Source organism: Flavobacterium panacagri (assembly GCF_030378165.1).
Taxonomy (GTDB): Bacteria; Bacteroidota; Bacteroidia; order Flavobacteriales; family Flavobacteriaceae; genus Flavobacterium; species Flavobacterium panacagri.
The window spans coordinates 3383202-3404107 of the sequence record NZ_CP119766.1; the positions used below are offsets into that span (position 1 = coordinate 3383202).

A 20906-nucleotide genomic window follows, 5' to 3' on the forward strand; every position below is an offset into this window, starting at 1 on the left:
AAGGTACTAATTTACCATAAAATAAATAGAACTAATCCTAAATCATTTTGATTCTAATTCTATTTTTAATGCTTAAAATGCTGTAGCTTTACGCTTATTTTTAAGTTAAAACAGATCATTTTTATTATATGGAATCAACAAGAAAGGAACATGATTTTTTAGGAGAATTAGAAATTCCTAATCATTTATACTACGGAATCCAGACTTTTAGAGCTGTAGAAAATTTCAATATTACCGGAATTCCAATTTCAAAAGAACCTTTGTTCATTAAAGCTTTAGGATATGTAAAAAAGGCTGCGGCTTTAGCAAATAAAGATTGCAACGCGATAAATCCTAAAATCGCAGAAGCGATTTGTTATGGAAGCGATCAGGTAATTGCTGGTAAATTTGATCAGGAATTTGTAAGCGATTTAATTCAGGGTGGAGCGGGAACCTCGGTAAATATGAATGCTAACGAAGTTATCGCGAATATTGGACTGGAATATCTTGGTCACAAAAAAGGAGAATATCAGTTTCTTCATCCCAACAATCATGTAAACTGTTCACAGTCAACAAACGATGCTTATCCATCGGCTTTTAGAATTGCTTTGTATTTAAAAATGGAAAGCTTTATTAAAACTTTGGCGGGCTTAGAAGTTGCTTTTGCTAAAAAAGGAGAAGAATTCAAAGAAGTTCTGAAAATGGGAAGAACGCAATTACAAGATGCGGTTCCGATGACTTTGGGGCAAGAATTCAAAGCTTATGCGACTACTATTGGTGAAGATATTCAGCGCTTGAAAAATGCTCAAGAATTATTGTTAGAAATCAACATGGGGGCAACGGCAATTGGAACAAAAGTAAATGCACCAGAAGGATATCCTGAAATTTGCGTTAAATATTTGGCAGATGAGGTTGGAATTCCATTAATGCTTTCGCCAGATTTGATTGAAGCAACTGTTGATACTGGAGCTTATGTTCAAATTATGGGAACATTAAAACGTTCTGCGGTTAAGATTTCTAAAATCTGCAACGATTTACGTTTATTAAGTTCAGGGCCAAGAACAGGTCTTAACGAAATTAATCTTCCTGCACGTCAGCCAGGCTCTTCTATTATGCCAGGTAAAGTAAATCCTGTAATTCCAGAAGTCGTGAATCAGACTTGTTTTTATGTAATTGGACAAGATTTAACCGTTACAATGGCAGCAGAAGCGGGACAATTACAATTGAATGTAATGGAACCAGTTATTGCTTTTGCTATGTTTACGTCATTAGATTATCTTTCAAATGCAATCCAAACTTTAATTGATAAATGTATTGTTGGAATCACAGCCAACGTTGACCATTGTTACAATATGGTGATGAACAGCATTGGAATCGTAACACAGCTTAATCCAATTATTGGTTACGAAGAAAGTGCCAGCATTGCTGGAGAAGCTTTAAAAACTGGTAAAAGCGTACATCAAATTGCTGTTTTGGAAAGAAAGCTGATTACTCAGGAAAAATGGGATGAAATCTATTCTTTAGAGAATTTAATTCATCCAAAATTTATCACAAAGTAATTTTAGATATAAAATTTATAATAACAAGCCGTTAAGAAATTAACGGCTTGTTTTGTTTGTTTTTAAAATGGTATTATGTAAAGTATTGAAAATGAGTTATATTTACATGGGGTTATAGTCTTGGATTATATAAAAATTAAAACTTTACAAGTGTGGAATTTTTAAAAAACACAAATTTTAAGCGAACATTAAAAGTAGCAGTTTTACTTTTTATTATTCCGTTATTTCTAAATGCTCAAACCGAAATAGAATCTCAAAATAAAGAAGAATGTCCTGCTAAAACTATTTTAGAACTTTTTAAAAAGAAAGATTCTGTTTATGTAGTCAAGCCCACAAAAAACGATTTTTTTCTTGTAATTCCAGCTATAGGTTCACAACCTGCAACGGGATTTTTCTTTGGCGCGGTGGCACAATATACTTTCAAAGGAAAACAGGAAAACGACAAATATTCTGTAGCCAATCTTGGAATTCTTTATACCCTGAAAAAACAATGGATGATTAACGTTAAGAATAATATTCTGCTAAAGAATAATAAAATATTTTTAAGTGGAGATTATCGGTTTTATATTTTTTCGCAACCGAATTATGGATTGGGAACAGATATTATTCCGCCTCGAAGAGATCGTCCAGATGGTTTTAGTATTGATTCTATTGCACAATCCATGGATTATAATTATTTCAAATTTCATCAAACGGCATCTTTTGAGGTAAGAAAGAATTTTTATGTTGGAGGAGGCGTAAACATAGACTGGTATACGGATATAAAAGATAAAGAACTGGACATTGAAAACGGAAATTTAACCTATCATTACAATTACAGTCAGCGGCATGGTTTTGATGATTTAGAATATTTCCTGACTGGAGTCAGCTTGAATATGGTTTATGATTCTCGTGACAATCAGGTCAATTCTTCTCGAGGCTGGTTTGCGAATCTCAATTATCGCTTTAATCCAGTTTTATTTCACAATCAAAAATATAGCAATGTTTTATATGCAGAGTATCGACATTTTTTACCGCTTTCGCGAAAGAATGATCGTTACATTTTAGGAATCTGGGCTTACGGACAGTTTATAACCAGAGGTGAAGTTCCATATTTAAATCTTCCTGCAATTGGTTGGGATCAGCGAAGTAGGAGTGGAGAAGGTTATACCCAAGGTTTGTTTAGAGGAAACGGATTAATTTATCTTTCTACTGAGTTCCGTTTTCCTATTACCTGCAATCAAATGTTGAGCGGAACGGTTTTTACCAATTTTGTAACTGCAAGTAATACTGATAATAATACAGGACTTTTTCATTCCATTCAGCCTGCGGCTGGAGTTGGATTCAGGATATTAATAGATAAAAAAACAAGAACCAATCTTGTTGCCGATTATGCCTGGGGAAATAATTCGAAAGGATTTTACCTAAATGCAGGAGAAGTGTTTTAATGTTAAGACTCTTCAATTTGAATTCGAAGCAACACTACATTTTAACTTCAAAAATTGAGAATCAGAAACATTTATCTAAAATAAATAAGAAAAAGCAGGTTATTTTGGTCTGCTTTTTTTATGTATTGGCGTAATTGTTCATAATTAAATCATAATTTCTATCCGTAATAAGTACTATTTTTGAAACTCAATCCTTATTTTTGTTGTATATACAAATTACTATGAAGTTACTAATAGTCGAAGATGAGCCAAATCTATTATCAATTCTGCGTAAAGGATTTGCTGAAAATAATAATGAAGTTAGTGTAGCTCTTGACGGTAAAACCGCTTTGGAGATGATTCATAATTATACTTTTGACGTTGTAGTTTTAGACGTGATGCTTCCAGATATTAATGGAATCGAGATTTGCAGAAGACTTCGTGCCAGCAAGAATTTTGTTCCCATTTTATTGCTTACTGCTTTAGGAACTTCAGAAAACATTGTAACTGGTCTTAATGCCGGTGCCGATGATTATTTGGTAAAGCCTTTTAAATTTGGAGAACTAGATGCCCGAGTAAATGCGCTTTACAGAAGATCACATCAGGAAACAGAAAAAATTGATACTATCGTTATTGGTGATTTAGAGATAAACGGACGTGCCAAATCAGTAAAAAGAGGAGCTGATAGCATTATTCTCACCGCAAAAGAGTTTAAACTATTATATTATTTGGCAAAAAATATGGGAAGAATCGTTTCTCGTGACCAAATTTTAGATAATGTTTGGGATATTAATTTTGATATGAATACCAATGTTGTGGATGTATATATCACTTATTTAAGAAGAAAAATCGATAAGCCTTACGATACCAAACTTATTCATACTATGAAAGGTTTGGGCTATGTTATAAAGCCATAAAATGGATATTAGAAAAAAAATTACTTTTAACTACGTTGCCCTTTCTACCTTTAGTACGTCATTATTGTGCATTATTGTGTTTTTCTTGTTTAGGGAAAATAACAGATACCACTTTTTAAAGCGTTTAGATGATAGGTCGAAAATTGTAGCGTCTATTCATTTTCAAAAAGATCCTGAGAAAATAAAATACTATAAAAATCTTCAAAAAAATGGTCTCGAAGAATTAATTGAAGAAGAAGAGTATGTATTAAAAATCAACAGTCATAATTCTTTTGATTATAATACAAATCTAAATCTTCCGAATACTTTTTACACCAACATTTTAAGTACAGGAAAAGATTCTTACGAAAAAGATAATAAATATTACCTAGGTCAGATTTTTCAGGAAAACGGACAAAGATATATTGTTATTGTAGGAGCTAGAGACCGAAAAGGAAAAGACACAACGGTTTATATTGTCAAAATCATGCTTTTTGGAGGCATCGGTTTTGTGATTCTGGCTTTCCTTTTAGGGCGTTTTCTAGCAAAACGTGTTATTAATCCTGTTGCCCGCATTACAAAAGAAGTAAAAAGAATTAGTGCTTCAAACCTTCACAATCGTTTGCCCGAAGTTAAAAATTCTGATGAAATATCGGATTTGACCAATACGTTTAATAATATGTTGGATCGACTGGAAACTTCTTTCGAAATTCAGGCCAACTTTATTAATAATGCTTCTCACGAGCTGAAAACGCCAATAACAACTATTATTGCCGAAGCAGAAATTATGCTTCTAAAAGAACGTGCAGTAGAAGAATATGTTGAATCATTAGAAAATATATACAGTCAGGCTTCTCGTTTAGGAAATTTAACAGAAAGCCTTTTAAAGTTAACGCAAACAGGTTACGACGGACAAAAACAAGTTTCGGATGTTGCGAGAATAGACGAATTGTTATTGGATGTAAAATCGGATTTAGACAAAATTTATCCGGACAATCGTGTAAGTATTATCATTAATATCGCTCCTAAAGACTCTAATTTACTCTTACTTCCATGCAACAAACCTTTACTAGAATTAGCGATTAATAATATCATTACAAACGGAGTAAAATATTCAGATAACAATGAAGTGTTCGTAAATCTTTCAGCAAATGATGAAATGATCAAAATTACGATAAACGATATTGGTATCGGAATTCCGCCTGAAGATATTCCTCATTTGTATGAACCTTTCTTTAGAGGAAAAATAGCAACCAGATATATAGGTTATGGTTTAGGGCTTCCTCTGGCTTCAAAAATTATCAGAATGCACGAAGGGGAATTACAGGTTCAATCCGAACAAAACAAGGGTACAATCGTAACGATTATCTTCAAAAAAAGAAACATTAAAAAATCTAATGTTTAATCTTAGGAAATTCTAATTTTAGCTTAAGAAGAGTCTAATTCATTGATAGTTAATTTGTAAGTATAAACTAAACGATTATACTTATGAAAAATTTTCTTATACCTACGACTTTAAAAGATGATACAATTTCGGCTGTTAAATCTGCGGTGAATCAGTCGAAAGATACTGAATCAGAAATTATATTAGTATTAGTTTCAGAAGCGCCAGATACCTTTTCATCTTCCAGTTTTTTGCGAGAAATGAGATCGGGACTTACTAAAAGTCAGGAAGAGGTTTTGGAAACCTGCAGATACATTATCGACCATAATCCAAATGCAAAATTGAAAGTTCACAATCAATACGGACTTTCGGCACCTATTTTAAAACGCCTTATAGAAGCTTTTTCTGTAAAGCTCGTTATCCTTACACATTCCTATAAGCAGGAAACCAAAAAAATCCATCAATATTTTGTGCAGTTGGCAGGAAATCAAAAATGTCCAATTCTGCATTTAAGCACAGAAATCAACAAAGAGGTTTTCAGTAAAGCACTTTATGTAGAAAATTCAACGGCCAATATTCATGTAAAAGATGTACAGCAATATTTGAGTGAGAATTTCTCTTTTGAAATTGTGAGCCAGACAGCCAATTTTGAACATAACTACGAGAATGTAGCTCCATTTTTATCAGAAGCCATTTCAAAGCACAATATTGATATGCTGGTAGAAACACGAAAAGGCGAAAAAATCAAATTTAAAAAAGTAAAAAAGGAAAATGTCAATGAGAAATTGGGACTTCCGGTTCTCTCGTTGTACGAAGAGATAGTTTAGTAAATTCTTAGTACCCAGTTCTTAGTCCTTAGTGAATATTAATTAAGTATAAAGACAAATAACTAGGCACTAAGAACTAAACAGCTACAATATTAATTTAAAACCGAAAATATGTTATTAAGGAAAAGAATACCAATGAAGTACGTTCTCGGGAAAATTAAAGTAGAAATTGCTTTAGTATTGGCTTATACCGTACTATTTGAAATATTTCATCACTATTTTATAAACCTTCCCGTAGATATTCCGATCGCAATTCCGACTATGATTGGAACCATTATTTCCTTATTATTAGCGTTTAAGTCCAATCAGGCTTATGACAGATGGTGGGAAGCCAGAATTGTCTGGGGAGCTGTTGTAAACGATTCTAGAACTTTAATCCGTCAGGTTTTAACGTTTTATAAAGATCCCGATTTTTCTGTTGAAGCCAGTGAATTCAAAGAGAATTTTGCCAAAAGACAGATTGCTTGGTGTTATAGTTTAGGAGAATCTCTTAGAAATAGAGATGCCGTAAAACCGCTTGAAGGTTTGATGAGTGATGAAGAAATTAAATACATCAAAAATCATCAAAACGTTCCAAATGCTATTTTGATGCTGCACGCAAGAGATTTGCGAAATGCAAAAAACGAAAAGAAAATCAATAGGTATCAACAGGTTGAAATTGATAATACATTGTCTAGGCTTTGTGATGAAATGGGAAAATGCGAAAGAATTAAAAACACCATTTTTCCAACAACTTACAGTATGTATATCAGATTAACGTTGTGTCTGTTCATTTTATTATTGCCTTTTGGTCTAACAAGTGTGTTAAGCTGGTTCGCGATTCCTTTAATTACAGCAATTGGTGCCGCTTTCTTTTTGATCGAAAGAATGGCAATTCATTTGCAAGATCCATTCGAAAACAGAGCAACCGATACACCTGTTACGGCTATTGCAAATACTATTGAAAAAAATATTAAACAAATGCTAAACGAATATCAAAGCGAATTTGATATTCTGAATGAATTTCACTTAGTAGATGAACCTAAGAAAGTCGAAAAAGACGCTTACTTTGTCTTATAACTATTTAATTTTGGTCTTCTTTTAATTGTTGGCTGGACAGTGTGTAGTTGCGCTGTCCAGTTTTTTTGTTTGATTGCTAAATTCACAAGCATTTTAAATATAGCCAGTGGTTTCAACCACTGGAACGCAATCAATATAAAAATCTTCTATACGTCCTCACGTTTGAAACCGTGGGCTATGTTCATTTGATGGTGTTAAGCGTTTGATTTTTTTATTTCGAAATTCATAAACATTTCAACCACTGGAACGCAATCGATATAAAAACCTTATATACGTCCTCACGGTTGAATCCGCGGGCTATGTCAAAACGAAATTACAATTGTTTCGCCAACCTTCCTAAAGTCTGAATAGCAGTTCTCAATTCATTCGACCAAGGCAATCCAAAACTCAATCGCATACAATTGGAAAATTGATCTTGAAGCGAAAAAATCCTTCCTGGTGCAATGCTGATATTGTGTTTTAAAGCCAAATGATAAAAGGCAGCAGTATCTATTTTTTTATCCATTTCAACCCAAAGAAAAAAACCGCCCTGAGGCTGACTTACTTTTGTTCCCGCCGGAAAAGATTCTAAAACAGTATTGATATAATTGGTGCAGTTTCGATTTAAAATCTGGCGAATTTTACGCAGATGATTCTCATAACGACCATTTTTTAAAAAATCCCCTACGACTTCATGTGTAATTGTGGTATTGGAAATAGTATGATATAGTTTAGTTCGTAGAATTTCTTTTTTGAACTTTCCAGGAGAAACCCATCCCGCACGATAACCCGGCGCCAAAGATTTAGAAACCGAACTGCAGCACAATACAATGCCACTTTCGTCATAGGTTTTACAATTAGTTGGACGGCTGGTGCCAAAGTATAAATCGCCATGAATATCATCTTCAATTAAGGGAACATTATAAAAATCCATTAAACGAACAATTTCTTTTTTATGTTCGTTAGGCATCATACTTCCTGATGGATTGCTGAAATTACTCATTAAAACACAAGCTTTTACTTTGTTAGAAGATAATGTTTTTTTTACAGCTTCCAATTCGATTCCAGTTGTCATATTGGTTGGAAGCTCCATAACATATAAACCTAAAGATCTAGCCAATTGTAAAATTCCAAAATAAACCGGACTTTCAGTAATAATGGTATCTCCAGGTTTTGTCAAAGTCAATAAACAGTCTGAAATTGCAGAGATACAGCCGGGAGTTGTAATAATATCATCTTCTGTCAAAGAACCGCCCCAAGTAAACGACCAGCGGGCAATTTCTTTACGTAGATTACTATTTCCCTGAATTTCTTCATAACTCGTTCCACTGTTTGGAAGCTGACGCATTGCCTGAACCATTCCTTTATTCAGTTTTGCAATTGGCAGTAATTCATTCGACGGAAAACCAAGCGAAAGCATTGTCAAGTCTTTTTTACGCATATCGTCATAAACCAAATCGACTAAATCTTCACGTTCTATGTTTTCAAGTGTTAAAATTGGCGTGCTTGCAGATGGCTCTGGAATTGTTCGTGCCGAAATATTACTCACATAATAACCGGATTGCGGACGAGATTCAATCAGAGAACGGCTTTCAACTTCATAATACGCTTTACTTACTGTACTCATGCTGTAACCCGTTTCGGCGCAGACTTCTCTAATGGAAGGCAGTTTGTCGCCAACGTTTAAAAGACCAGATTTAATCTGTTTTTCGATACGGTCTGCAAATTGAAGATATAGGTAATTGGAGTTTTTCATCAGAAAAAATAAAACTGTTATGGTGCAATTTACAAAAACTGTATCTGTATTGCTGTTTTATTTTTTAGAAATTTGCGTCATCAAAAGAAAACAATTCAAAACAGCGTTTTTGTGAAAACAACAAAGTATTATCTAGCGGCTATTATTGCCTTTACAACTTGGGGACTTTTCAGTTTGGTTTTAAGACCAATTCATGAATATCCGTCATTGGATATTTTGTTTTATCGTGTTTTCAGCTGTAGTATTTTAATGCTTTTGATTGCTGTTTTATTTAAAAGAAAAAAAATAAAAGAGACTATAGAAATTTTTAAAGCTTTACCAAAAGCTGAAAAAAGAAAATCGGTTTTACTGAATATTGGCGGAAGCGCTTTTTTAATGGGAAACTGGTTTACTTATATTTATGTGATGAATCATGTGAGTGTTAAAGCAACTTCTCTGGCTTATTTAGTTTGCCCGATTTTGACCACTTTATTGGCCTATTTCATATTAAGAGAAAAATTGTCCAAAACACAATGGATTTCTGTTGGATTAAGTATTTCTGGCTGTATGTTATTGTCTTATGCCGCTATTATGGATATGGTTTTCAGCATTATTATCGGATTAACTTATGCTGCTTATTTAGTGAGTCAGCGTGCCAATAAAGGTTTTGATAAATTTATTGTACTAACTTTTCATATTGCTTTGGCAGGATTAGTATTATTACCTTTTTATCCGGTTTTTGGGGGACCGGTACCAACGGAATTTAAGTTTTATCTCTGTATTGAGACCATTGCAATTATGTTTACGATAATTCCGTTGTTTTTAAATTTATATGCACTTTCAGGAATCAATTCTTCGACAGTAGGAATGCTTTTAAACATCAATCCAATGATTGCATTTGGATTAGCAGCCTTTTTCTTCAAAGAAAATATTACGACGCTGCAGATTACAGCTTATGGAATCATTTTTATAGCAGTGTTAGTTTTTAATTCACATCATATTTTTGCGATAAAGCAAAAAATGACCGCAATATCCAAAGGTTCATAATCTTAGTTTTCATATTTTTTATTGGTTTAAAATCGAAAATTACAAGAATCTTAACAGGATGTTTAAACAGGAATGATTATTTTTCATTCCTGTTTTTTTATGCAATAATGCGTAATAAAAAGAAACAGCCACGAATTCACGAATTTTTCATTTTACTCAAAAAAATAATAATTCGTGAATTTGTGGCTAAAAAAACTAATTCAAACCGAATCCTAATATATTGATATGAAAAATACCAAACTTCAAGCCTTTACTCCGTTATTTTATTTAGTGTGGTCAGATGATTTACTGACGCAGAAAGAATTCTCGACACTAAAAGAGTTTATTAATTCGCTGACTGTTTTATCGGAAGAGGAAAAAGGATATTTATTATCTAAAGTGGATATTTCAAATCCGCCTTCGCGAAATGAACTCACACAATGGAAATCGGATATTGAAAAAAGCATTCAGGATACTTCTTCTATCAAATCTATTTTTGATATTGCAAAAGCACTATCAGCAAATGAATTGGATTTATCGCCTATCGAATCCGATTTTAAAAAATTAGAAAATGATTTAGGAATTTTAGGAGAAGAAGCACTTCAAAACTTCAAAACCAAAGCAGGTTCTTTTACAGCAGATTCACATACCAATGCCACTTTTGATATTCAGAAAATTACCAAAATCTTAAACGGAAAAGAAGCGGCAATAATCGAAAAAGTTAAATCAGTAATTTCCAGACCCGAATTTGCTTATGAAACTTCAACAGATATTAATGTTTTCAGGCAAACCGTTTACAAATGGTGTAAAATTTTAGCCGATGAAAATCTTGGAAATATGGCATATCCAAAGCAATATGGAGGAGGGGAAAATATAGCCGATTATTTTGCGATTATGGAAACGCTGAGTTACCACGATTTAAGTTTGGTAATTAAATTTGGTGTTCAGTTTGGATTGTGGGGAATGAGCGTACAGTCATTAGGAACTGAAAAGCATTATGCTAAATATTTAAAAGATATTGGAACGTTGAAACTTCCAGGCTGTTTTGCCATGACCGAAACACATCATGGATCGAATGTAAAAGGTTTAGAAACTACAGCAACGTACAATTATAATGATCAGACTTTTACGATTCATACACCCAATAAAAATGCCCAAAAAGAATATATTGGGAATGCTGCAGTTCACGGACAAAAAGCAACTGTATTTGCAAAACTAATTATAGACGGACATGATTATGGCGTAAATGCATTTGTTGTGCCATTACGTGATCCAGACGGAAATGTGGTAAACGGTGTAACAATTGGAGATTGTGGCCATAAAATGGGATTAAATGGAGTGGATAACGGAACCATCAGTTTTGATAATGTTATAATTCCAAAGGACGATATGCTCGATCGTTTTGCTTCTGTAAACGAAAAAGGAGAATTCGAAAGTCCGATTCCGAGTGATAACAGAAGATTTTTTACCATGTTAGGAACTTTAGTAGGAGGAAGAATCGGGATTCCACGTTCGGCTTTAGCGGCAGCGAAATCAGGACTGACGATTGCCATTCGCTACAGCGATCAAAGAAGACAATTTGGGCCAGAAGGTGGATCTGAGGTTCCAATTTTAAATTACAGAATGCATCAACGACGTCTATTGCCTCATTTAGCTAAAACTTACGCAGTTCATTTTGCACTTCAGTATTTGACGAATAGATTTTTAAATAGAACGGAAACAGAGATGCAGGAAATCGAAGCGCTTGCTGCTGGAATGAAATCCTATTCAACTTGGAGTACAAGAGATATTTTACAGGAATGTCGTGAAGCCTGTGGAGGAAAAGGTTATTTGTCTGAGAACCGAATAGATGCCTTGAAAAACGATACGGAGATTTACACCACTTTTGAAGGAGATAATACGGTTTTAATGCAATTGGTGGCTAAAAACCGTCTTTCAGAATTCAGAAAATCATTTGGAGAAATGGGATCGCTTGGCATTATTAGTTATGTTTATGAAAATGCTAAAACGGCAATCACAGAAAAAAATCCAATTGCAACCCGAAGAACAGATGATGAACATTTATTAGACAGCGAATTTCATTTACAAGCTTTTGTTCACAGAGAAAAAACAATTTTGGCATCTGCAGCAAGACGTATTAAAAAATTGGTTGATGGCGGTTTAGAAGCCTATGATGCTTTTAACGTTGTGCAGCATCAAATGATTGATGTGGCTCAAGCTTATTTGGAAAGAATAGTTTTAGAACAATTTCAAATTGCAATCAATGCAATAGAAGATCCAGAGTCAAAAGCGATTTTAACGAAGCAGTGTCAATTGTATGCGCTTTCGCAGATAGAAAAAAATAAAGCTTGGTATTTGGAAGACGGCTATATGGAAGCAGTCAAAACAAAAGCGGTTCGTAAAATAGTAAATCAGCTTTGCTGGGATATTCGTCCGGATGCAGTGGCATTGGTTAACGCATTTGATATTCCCGAAAGTTGTTTAGCAGCGCCGATTGCAGTTTAAATATTATAATTTTGAAAGAGAGCTTTGTCAAAGTTTTAAACTTTGACAAAGCTTTTTTTTTGTTATCATGAAATAATTTAATTTATCACTCATAGTGTTTTTGTGTTGTATTTTTTTATATCAAAATAAAAAACACCCTCCTTTTAAGTACATTATTACCCTAATCAAAAAAATCAGTTTTTATATTTTCGCTTTGTTATATTTGTAATTCCTTTATATTAAATCAGCTTGAAAAATTATTACTTATTTCTGTTTCTTTTTATTGTAAGCTTTCCAGTCTTCGCATTGGAAGGTTCAGATGCTATTTTAAAACAATTAAATGAGGCAATAAAAAACAAGCAGCATTATGTGAAAATAAAGGAGGAAAGAATTCTCAATTTCAAGAAAATAAAATCGGATAATCTTACCAAAGAACAGGAGTATAATTTTAATAAAACGCTGTATTTAGAATATCAAAAGTTAAACTCAGATTCAGCTATTCAATATGTAAAGAAGAATATAAAAATTGCTGAAGCACTTCAAAACAAAGAACTTTTGAATTTGGCACAGTTGCAATTGGTAACACTCTATTCTTCATCTGGAAAATATCGGGAATCTGAAGCTATTTTAAAAGGTATCAACAAAAAAGCGCTTCCAGCTGCGTTGTTGCCGAATTACTATATCTCGTACCGTGAATTTTTTGAGCATTATGCTGCCAACAGTGATAATAGGGAATACAGAAAACAAATTGGAAAATATCGCGATTCATTATTGAGTATTTTGAATCCGAATACTTTAGAATATAAAATCAATAGAATCCAGCAGGATATTTTTATTCATAGAAAATACAATGAACCAGAAAAACAGCTGCTTTCTTTATTGAGCAAAACAAAAGAAGAAAGTCCAAACTACGCTATGATTACCTATTTATTGGGTAAAATAGCTGAAGCCAGACATCAGTTAGAAGATAGAAAAAAATACTACGCACTTTCTGCTACATCAGATATTAAAAATGCTAATAAAGATAATGCTTCGTTACAAGAATTAGCGTTGGTTTTTTATGAAATCGGAGATGTCGATATGGCTTATAAATTGACGCAATCGGCTATTGAAGATGCGCTTTATTGTAATGTTCAGTTTAGAACGCTGTTGATGTCAGAAGTTTATTCCATTATCAACACAGTTTATTTAGAGCGTGAAAAACAGCGAAAAAGCGAGTTGCAGATTTATCTGCTTTGTATCAGTCTGCTTTCATTATTCTTATTAGTTGCTATTATTTATGTCTATAAACAGATGAAAAAGGTTTCGAGAATTCGAACAGAATTATATGAAACTAGTCAGAAACTGGCTGAATTGAATAAAGATATTACCGAAACCAACAATCAGTTACAGCAAAGTAACCTGCAATTGTCTGAATCTAATTTAGTTAAGGAAGAATATATCGCACATTTTTTCAGTTTATGTTCCACTTACATCAATAAATTAGAGAACTACCGCATTATTCTAAACAAAAAAGCAACCGCAAAACAGTTTGATGAAATTTATAAAATCTTAAAATCAACTACTTTGGTTGATAATGAGTTGGAAGAATTGTACAAGAACTTTGATATTATCTTTTTAAACTTATATCCAACATTCGTTAAAGATTTTAATACCTTATTAATTCCAGAAGAGCAGATTGTTCTCAAACAAAATGAACTGCTCAATACAGAACTTCGAATCTTTGCCTTAATCAGACTTGGAATTACTGACAGTGTCAAAATCGCCGCATTTTTGCGTTACTCTCTAAGCACAATTTACAACTATAGAACCAGAGCTCGAAATAAGGCTGTAGTTTCCCGAAATGATTTCGAAGAAATGGTTATGAAAATCGGTTCAATGGCTTTGAAAGTATAAAGATTTATTTTAAATCTACTACTTTTTTTTATTGTTTATTTTATTTAAAATGTTGTAAATCAGTATTTTAATTTTTTTACTTGCTACTTTTTTCTATCTAAAAATGTATCGTGTACGATAACGTTTTAGTTTTACAATATGATAAAAGTTCTTTTCAAAAGAAACCACTATTATACTATATAACCTAATGCTTTAATAAATATTATTATGTTTAAAAACGTTAAAACAGTTGTTGTTTTACTTTTACTAAGTTCTTTGGGAATGAATGCCCAAAACAAAGTTCCAGTTTATCTGGACGATAAAAAGCCAATTGATGAAAGGGTAGAAGATGCGCTTAAGCGAATGACAACCGAAGAAAAGATTGCAATGATCCACGCGCAGTCAAAATTTAGTTCTCCAGGTGTAAAACGTCTTGGAATTCCAGAAAACTGGATGACCGATGGGCCGCACGGAATTCGTACAGAGGTAAAATGGGATGAATGGGATCAGGCGGGATGGACAAACGATTCTTGTATTGCTTTTCCAGCGCTTACAGCACTTTCGTCAACATGGAATAAAGAATTGGCTTCTTTGTATGGTAAATCAATTGGAGAAGAAGCACGTTTCCGTAATAAAAATGTATTATTAGGGCCAGGAGTTAATATTTACAGAAGTCCATTAAACGGACGTAACTTCGAATATATGGGAGAAGATCCATTTTTAGCCTCTAAAATGGTAGTTCCTTACATTAAAGGAGTTCAGTCAAACGGAGTTGCAGCCTGCGTAAAACATTTCGCTTTAAACAATCAAGAAACAAATCGTAATTCGGTTAACGTAATTGTTGATGATCGTGCATTATATGAAATCTATCTTCCTGCTTTTAAAGCGGCGGTTCAAGAGGGTGATGTTTGGTCAATTATGGGGTCTTACAATAAATATAAAGGACAGCAATGTTGCCACAATGAATATTTGTTGAATGATATTCTTCGTGGAGAATGGGGCTTCAAAGGTGTTGTAGTTTCAGATTGGGGCGGTGTTAACGATACTAAACAAGCTATCCACAATGGATTGGATATGGAATTTGGTTCTTGGACAAACGGGCTTTCTTGGGGAACAAGCAACGCTTATGACAACTATTATTTAGCAAAACCATATTCTGAAATGATCAGAAAAGGAGAAGTTGGAACAAAAGAATTAGATGAGAAAGTGCGTCGTATTTTACGTTTGTCTTTCTTGACCACTATGGATAGAAATCGTCCGTTTGGATCTTTTGGAACAGAAGAACATGCTTTGGCTGGTCGTAAAATTGCAGAGGAAGGAATCGTATTGCTTCAAAACAAAAACAATGTATTGCCAATCAATCTTTCTAAAACGAAGAAGATTGCGGTAATTGGAGAAAATGCAATCAAAATGATGACTGTAGGTGGAGGAAGTTCTTCACTTAAAGCAAGATATGAAATCACACCGCTTGAGGGATTAAAGAAAAGAATTGGAAATCAGGCTGAAATTGTGTATGCCAGAGGTTATGTTGGAGATCCAACAAGCAATTACAATGGTGTTGTAGCTAAAGTTAGTTTAGAAGAAAAACGTCCTCAGGCAGAATTAACTGCAGAGGCATTAAAAGTAGCTAAAGATGCTGATATTGTTCTTTTTATTGGAGGTTTGAACAAAAGCCCAAATCAAGATGATGAAGGACACGACCGTAAACAATTAGAATTGCCTTATGGTCAGGATAAATTAATCAGCGAATTAGCGACCGTAAACAAAAACATTGTTTTCGTAAATATTTCAGGAAACGCTGTAGCAATGCCTTGGATCAAAGAGGTTCCAGGAGTTGTTCAAGGATGGTTTTTAGGAACTGAGGCTGGTAATGCTTTGGCAAATGTTTTGGTTGGAGATGTGAATCCGTCTGGAAAATTATCTTTCACTTTCCCAGTAAAATTGGCTGATAACGGTGCGCATGCTTTAGGAGAATTCCCAGGTGGAGATGAAGTAAAATACAATGAAGGAATTTTTGTAGGTTACCGTTGGGTTGATAAAAACAATATTAAACCTTTATTCTCTTTTGGACATGGTTTGAGTTATACGACTTTTGCTTACGGAAAAGTAACTGCTGATAAAAAACAAATTAATGCAGGGGACAAAATCACATTTTCTGTAAACGTTAAAAACACTGGAAGCAGAGAAGGAGCAGAGGTAGTTCAATTGTACATTACAGATTCTAAATCTTCTTTACCACGTCCGGTAAAAGAATTAAAAGGCTTTGAAAAAGTATCGCTTAAAGCTGGAGAAGAAAAAACAGTAACTTTTACAATCGACAAAACAGCTTTAAGTTTCTTTGACGATAAAAAACATGACTGGGTTGCAGAACCTGGTGATTTCGAAGCAGTTATTGGTGCTTCATCAACAGATATAAAATCTAAAGTGGGATTCTCACTTAAATAAGAGTTTTTATTTCTAAAAATTGGTTGGTTTGTAAAGCTGCAAGTGTAAAAATTTGCAGCTTTGCTTTTGTCTTAAAAAAGTTAAAGGTTAGGAGTAAAATGTTAGAAGTTTTACTTTTGATAAATTAAGAATCAAATAAAATGAAACGAATATTATTTTTTACAATTGGTTTGGTTTTGTGCCAAAATATTTCAGCACAAACTCTTAGTAAAATGCAGTGGTTTAATGAACCTGAAAAATGGGAAATTAAAAACAATGCTTTAATCATGAATGTTACGGCAAATAGTGATTACTGGCGTATTTCGCATTACGGATTTACGGTTGACGACGCACCGTTTTATTATGCAACGTATGGAGGTGAATTTGAAGCTAAAGTAAAATTGACAGGAAATTATATTGCACGTTTCGACCAAATGGGTTTGATGATTCGCATCGACGAAAAAAACTATATTAAAACAGGTGTTGAATTTGTTGACGGAAAATTCAACGTCAGCACTGTTGTTACGCACGACAAAAGCGATTGGAGTGTAACCACTTTAGAAAAAGCGCCGCCTTTTATCTGGATTAAAGCCGTACGAAGATTAGATGCCGTTGAGGTATTTTATTCTTTTGATGATAAAAACTATATCATGACTAGAAATGCGCCTTTGCAAGACAATACCCCAGTTATGGTTGGTTTGATGGCTGCTTCTCCTGACGGAAAAGGATTTGAAGCTAAATTCGAAAATTTCTCTGTAAAGCACCTTCCTGATCAGAGAAGATCCGAATGGCTTAAAAATCATCAATAAATAAATTCCAAAATCTTACACTATACTAAAAACTTAACCAAAACTAAATATAAATGAGTTCAATTTCATCTGATATTACACCAAAAAAACACTATGAAATTTTAGATGGTCTGCGTGGTGTTGCAGCTATTTTAGTAGTTGCTTTTCATATTTTTGAAGCTTTTGCTGGAGGAAACCGTTTCAAACAAATTATCAATCATGGCTATTTAGCCGTTGATTTCTTTTTTCTTTTATCAGGATTTGTTGTCGCTTATGCGTATGACGATCGCTGGGGGAAAATGGGGCAATGGGAATTTTACAAACGTCGTTTGATTCGTTTACAGCCAATGGTCATTATGGGAATGATTATAGGGGCTATATTTTACTATTTTCAAGCATCTGATATTTTGTTTCCAATGATTGGAGGAATGGAAGTGTGGAAAGTTATTTTGACTATGGTAATCGGTTTTACTTTATTGCCAATTCCGCCTTCATTAGAAATTAGAGGCTGGGGAGAAATGCATCCTTTAAATGGCCCGGCATGGTCACTTTTCTTCGAATATATTGCTAATATCTTGTACGCCTTAATCTTTCGTAAATTTTCGAATAAAGTCATGTCGGTTTTCGTACTGATATTTGCTGGACTATTAATCAATTATACTGTTTTTGGAACAAAAGGAGATGTAATCGGTGGTTGGTCGCTGAATTTAGAACAGCTCAATGTTGGTTTTACGCGTTTGTTATATCCTTTTTTTGCTGGTGTTTTATTATGCCGTTTAGGAAAGCTGATTCACTTAAAAAATGCTTTTTGGATTTGCAGTATTTTAATTACTATTGTTTTAGCGCTTCCGAGATTTGGAGATGAAAACAGCCTTTGGATGAACGGTTTGTACGAATCATTCTGTATTATTTTTATGTTTCCACTTATTGTTGCTATTGGTGCAGGAGGAGAAATTAAGAATGAAGTTTCTCTAAAAATCTGTAAAGCTTTAGGAGATATTTCGTATCCAATTTATATCACTCATTATCCATTAATTTATTGGTTTACCGCTTGGGTTGTGGACAATAAAGTTTCAATGGCAGATGGATATTTAGAAGGAATTGGAGTTTTAATTGTTAGTATCGTATTGGCTTTCGTATGTTTAAAATTATATGATGAACCAGTTAGAAAATGGCTTGTAAATAAGTTTCAAAGAAAAAAAGGTTCTGAGGTTCTAAGCAACTAAGTTTCTTAGAAGCTTTCAAGATATTGAATTTCTTAATTTTGTTAGTTATAGATATTCAGGGAGGGGTGAAATTTTAAATTTCATCCCTTTGTTTTTTAGATAATAAAATGAAAATGATTAAGTTTAATGAATATCAGTCACAGATTAAATGATGTTTTAAACTGTAGAGACGCACCGTAGTGCGTCTAAATTGAAACCACAAAATGTAAATAAGATATGGCAAGATTAGATGAAACGCACAAAATGCCAATTTTTCAAAAGGCAGAGCAGATTTTGAAATTAACAGAAGGTTTGGTTCACATTATTCCAGCTGAGAATGAATTCCTCCAAGAAACTACGGTTCGATTTATGTTAGAAAATGCTATGATTATTCCCGCTAAAATTGCTGGAGCAGAAGCTGGTGATTTGTATGATCTTAGAATGGAAAATGCTGCAATTATTAGAAAAGCTGCGAGAGAATTATATGTACAGGCAGGAAGTCTTCGTTATGAGGATGGAATTACAGATACTGATTATATTTATCTCTTACGAAATACAATTGAAGAATTCCGCTTCTTGTTTATTGATTGGGTGGCAGGTTTTGATGTTTGGAATTATATAAAAGACAGTTGGGGATTATTTAATCCGCCTGGTGTAAATGCGCATGATAAAGATCCAGATGAGGATATTCCATTTAATCCAAACGATTTTTTTAATTCGGATGATGACGATGATGATTTATAAACAAAAGGGATAAACGAGTAAGTTTTATCCCTTTGCTTTTTCGTAACCAAAGTAAAACCTTTGTTTCTCTGTTACTTTGCCGCTTTGCACCTTAACCTAGAGTAACTCATAAAAATTCCTTTTCCCAATTTTAATTTTGGTCTCTTTGATTAGCGGAACCAACTCGTATGGATTTAGAATCTTCTCCTGATTAATCTGAACAGCGCCACTTTCAATCAATCTTCTGTTTGCTGATTTTGTGATGTCATTTTTAATTAAAGAACAAAGATCAATCAGGGTGATTTGATTGGATTCGTTTTCTAAAGAAGATATCATAACCGAAACGAATGATTTTGCTTCTTGATTTTTATTTTGAAATTGATTGACAAAGAATCTTTCAGCTTCCTCAGCGCTATTTTGATTATGGTATTGTTTGATGATGTTTTTTGCAATTAACTTTTTAATATTCATGGGGTTTTCAAGTTCCAATCTTTTTTTGATTTCCAGTTTCTCTTTAAATGAAAAATCGGTTGTCAAATCTAGAAATTCCAAAATAAGATCATCTGGAATTGACATCGTTTTGCCAAACATTTCATTTGGTTCATCCGTTAAACCAATAATATTGCTCAAAGATTTACTCATTTTTTCTTTTCCATCCAATCCTCTTAATAAAGGCATACACATCACAATTTGGCCGGACATTTTAAAGGTTTCCTGTAATTGTCTTCCCATGGTACAATTAAAAAGCTGATCGGTGCCGCCCATTTCGATATCAGCATTAATTTTAACCGAATCAAAACCTTGTAATATTGGGTACACCAATTCGTGCATTGCAATTGGGGAATTCTCCGTAAAACGTTTGTTGAAATCATTTCGTTGCATAAGCTGGGCAACAGTCACGTTTGACATAATCTGAATTACTTCAGAAAAAGAAAGCGCATCAAGCCAATCAGAATTAAAAACGATTTGTGCTTTTTCAACATCAATAATTTTGGATAATTGTGCGATGTAAGTTTCAGCATTATGACGTACTTCTTCAGCAGTTAATGGTTTTCTACTTTTGTTTTTTCCTGTCGGATCGCCAATTCTGGCTGTAAAACTTCCCACTAAAATCACAATTTGATGCCCCAAATCCTGAAATTGTTTTAGCTTTTTCAAGACAACAGCATGTCCTAAATGTAGATCAGGCGCTGTGGGGTCAAATCCTAGTTTAATAATTAGTTTTCTGTTTTCTTTTGCAGCTTGATTTAGCTTTTCTTCCAAACCATTTTCAGGCAGGAAGATGGCGACATTTTCTTTAAGTTTTTGAATTGTTTCCATTTTTTTTGAAAATAAAAAAGCCCGGACAAAATGCCCGGGCTTTAAGGTTTATATAATTTATCTGTTTATTTACAGTTGAGAATACGTTGAATTATATGCATAGCCTATCCGAGCAGATATTATTGCATAATAATAAGTGCTGAAAAATGGAAGACGTAATATGCTGTTCAAGAATTTCATGACTGCAAAGATAAAATTTTTAATTATGGTATTCAAAAAAACTTAGCGGCTAAGAAT

15 protein-coding genes are annotated in these 20906 nt (G+C 33.5%); 13 read left to right on the forward strand and 2 right to left on the reverse strand.

The window, feature by feature from the left end; translation table 11 throughout:
- Positions 1–128 precede the first annotated feature (128 nt).
- The 6 genes from aspA (at position 129) to P2W65_RS14995 (ending at position 7110) form a co-directional block, all read left to right on the forward strand.
- Entirely contained in the window at positions 129–1538 is a 1410-nt protein-coding gene (aspA, locus tag P2W65_RS14970) for an aspartate ammonia-lyase (RefSeq protein WP_289658628.1), read from the forward strand.
- Between the two features lie 152 nt (positions 1539–1690).
- Positions 1691–2965 carry a BamA/TamA family outer membrane protein gene (locus P2W65_RS14975; RefSeq protein WP_289658630.1) on the forward strand — a complete coding sequence of 425 codons (1275 nt, stop codon included), beginning with the start codon at positions 1691–1693 and terminating at the stop codon, positions 2963–2965.
- A gap of 221 nt (positions 2966–3186) precedes the next feature.
- A complete protein-coding gene (locus tag P2W65_RS14980) occupies positions 3187–3861 on the forward strand; it encodes a response regulator transcription factor (RefSeq protein ID WP_109192922.1) in 675 nt (224 codons plus the stop codon).
- Between the two features lies 1 nt (position 3862).
- Complete coding sequence (locus P2W65_RS14985; RefSeq protein WP_289658633.1) at positions 3863–5245, forward strand: HAMP domain-containing sensor histidine kinase; 1383 nt, start codon at positions 3863–3865, stop codon at positions 5243–5245.
- An 83-nt stretch (positions 5246–5328) separates the two neighbouring features.
- Complete coding sequence (locus P2W65_RS14990) at positions 5329–6051, forward strand: hypothetical protein (protein ID WP_289658635.1); 723 nt, start codon at positions 5329–5331, stop codon at positions 6049–6051.
- A 111-nt stretch (positions 6052–6162) separates the two neighbouring features.
- The gene (locus P2W65_RS14995; RefSeq protein WP_353511542.1) at positions 6163–7110 is read left to right on the forward strand and encodes a bestrophin family protein; all 948 of its coding nucleotides are present in this window, start codon (positions 6163–6165) and stop codon (positions 7108–7110) included.
- A 313-nt stretch (positions 7111–7423) separates the two neighbouring features.
- On the opposite strand, the gene P2W65_RS15000 is transcribed toward P2W65_RS14995, so the two are convergent.
- Positions 7424–8845 carry an aminotransferase-like domain-containing protein gene (locus P2W65_RS15000; protein WP_289658639.1) on the reverse strand — a complete coding sequence of 474 codons (1422 nt, stop codon included), beginning with the start codon at positions 8843–8845 and terminating at the stop codon, positions 7424–7426.
- Between the two features lie 111 nt (positions 8846–8956).
- Here P2W65_RS15000 and P2W65_RS15005 point away from each other — a divergent pair, with 111 nt between their 5' ends.
- The 7 genes from P2W65_RS15005 (at position 8957) to P2W65_RS15035 (ending at position 19370) form a co-directional block, all read left to right on the forward strand.
- Entirely contained in the window at positions 8957–9871 is a 915-nt protein-coding gene (locus P2W65_RS15005) for an EamA family transporter (RefSeq protein ID WP_289658641.1), read from the forward strand.
- Between the two features lie 225 nt (positions 9872–10096).
- A complete protein-coding gene (locus P2W65_RS15010) occupies positions 10097–12355 on the forward strand; it encodes an acyl-CoA dehydrogenase family protein (RefSeq protein ID WP_289658643.1) in 2259 nt (752 codons plus the stop codon).
- Positions 12356–12583: 228 nt separating this feature from the next.
- Positions 12584–14230, forward strand: coding sequence for a SusR family glycan utilization regulator (susR, locus tag P2W65_RS15015; RefSeq protein ID WP_289658646.1), 1647 nt, complete (start codon positions 12584–12586; stop codon positions 14228–14230).
- 207 nt (positions 14231–14437) lie between these two features.
- Entirely contained in the window at positions 14438–16654 is a 2217-nt protein-coding gene (locus P2W65_RS15020) for a glycoside hydrolase family 3 C-terminal domain-containing protein (RefSeq protein WP_289658647.1), read from the forward strand.
- A gap of 140 nt (positions 16655–16794) precedes the next feature.
- Complete coding sequence (locus P2W65_RS15025) at positions 16795–17442, forward strand: DUF1349 domain-containing protein (RefSeq protein ID WP_289658649.1); 648 nt, start codon at positions 16795–16797, stop codon at positions 17440–17442.
- A gap of 53 nt (positions 17443–17495) precedes the next feature.
- Entirely contained in the window at positions 17496–18647 is a 1152-nt protein-coding gene (locus tag P2W65_RS15030) for an acyltransferase family protein (RefSeq protein WP_289658651.1), read from the forward strand.
- Between the two features lie 216 nt (positions 18648–18863).
- Entirely contained in the window at positions 18864–19370 is a 507-nt protein-coding gene (locus P2W65_RS15035; RefSeq protein ID WP_289658653.1) for a hypothetical protein, read from the forward strand.
- Between the two features lie 96 nt (positions 19371–19466).
- Here P2W65_RS15035 and tyrS read toward each other — a convergent pair whose 3' ends face one another.
- A complete protein-coding gene (tyrS, locus tag P2W65_RS15040) occupies positions 19467–20669 on the reverse strand; it encodes a tyrosine--tRNA ligase (protein WP_289658655.1) in 1203 nt (400 codons plus the stop codon).
- Positions 20670–20906 lie beyond the last annotated feature (237 nt).